This is a genomic window from Salinisphaera sp. G21_0 (assembly GCF_017744115.1).
In the GTDB taxonomy this organism is placed as follows: Bacteria; Pseudomonadota; Gammaproteobacteria; order Pseudomonadales; family Endozoicomonadaceae; genus Endozoicomonas.
Map to the genome: position 1 here is coordinate 1 of NZ_JAGHQW010000165.1, position 1,476 is coordinate 1,476.

At 47.7% G+C, this 1,476-nt stretch carries 1 protein-coding gene; it reads left to right on the top strand.

Going from position 1 to position 1,476, the window contains the following annotated elements:
• The coding region (locus J7439_RS25430; protein WP_209204852.1) for an RAP domain-containing protein at positions 1-1,101 on the top strand (1,101 nt) is incomplete at its 5' end.
• Positions 1,102-1,476 lie beyond the last annotated feature (375 nt).

Consider the following 1,476-nt stretch of genomic DNA (forward strand, 5'->3'; position numbering starts at 1 on the left):
ATCGCCAACCTGCTGTGGGCCATAGCAAAACTGGTGGACAACAGACAGGAGCGGACACCAGAACTCAACGTGACTGTGGCCGCACTGTTGCCCAACGTGAAGGCACAGAAAGACCAATTTAATGCCCAGGGTATCACCAACCTGCTGTGGGCCTTGGCAAAACTGGTAGACAACAGGCAGGAGCGGACACCAGAACTCAACGAGACTGTGGCCGCACTGTTGCCCCACGTGAAGGCACAGAAAAACCAATTTAATGCTCAGGGTATCGCCAACCTGCTGTGGGCCATGGCAAAACTGATGGACAACAGGGAGGAGCGGACACCAGAACTCAATGAGGCTGTGGTCGCGCTGTTGCCCCACGTAAACGTACAGAAAGATCAATTTAATGCCCAGGAAATCGCCAACCTGCTGTGGGCCATGGCGAAACTGGGTGAGCTCGTTGAGCTGAACGTGGTTACCTCTACGTTCGAATCGCTTGTTTACCGGATCAGTGACAACCCTCAGCTTTCTCAGCAAACGATATTGATGTCCCTCTGGGGAGTAATGGTATGCTGTGCCAGGTTGTCTCTGGACTGCAATACCATTAAAAATAGTGTGCTTGAAACGCACATGGATGACCTGTTCACTCGCCTGGAAAATGCCTCCCCAGACAATGAAGAGGAACAATCCATCATTGCCTTGGCCGCAAGTTGGCTTTGCAGAGCGTGTCCGGTCGTCCCCCATTACCAGACAATTATTTCAAAACATCAATCCGGCTTCCGCGCTCAACTCCAATCCCACATTCCATCTTTGCAGATTGAAGAAGAAAAGAGTCTGAACTCACTGCCTCCGGTTGACCTGCTACTGCCAGATCACAACATGGTGATTGAAGTTCAGGGACCGTCTCATTACGTGGGTGGTGACTTCAAAACCAGGAATGGTTCGACTCTGCTGAAAATCGCACTGCTGCAAAAATCAGGATTTGAGGTCATTGAAATCCCGGTTAACCAGCTTTGGAAGCAGGATTCAATGAAGCTATATATTGATCAAATAAAGACCAGTGTAGACATCCAGCCACAGGGTCATGGCTCTGTGTCACTTATAAAGAAGGTGGGCAGATGAAGGATACGTTACTACCGATAAAGGATGGTGCCCCTCAGATCACGGGTACTTAACTGGCAAAGAACATTCAGAAGAGCAAACCAGCAAAGAGGTAGAAAACAAACATCCAGTGATCGCCTTCCTCCCATCATGACTCAAGAACCGTTTTTACATTTTCCGGGGAAGGAGTGCCAGCGCTGAACAGCTGTTGCCCATACATCTCACCCCGAATGATTTGAAAATAACAGATTGGTGGTATCAGGAGTAGTTGGTTTTCCACAACCGATTATCTTTATAAACTTTTCCGAAAAATGAACTTCTGAGCAGAACAGCAGTCTGTTTTTTATATTTTCATGAATTAATGAAATATAATTATGGATAGAAGCTCTGCTGGTA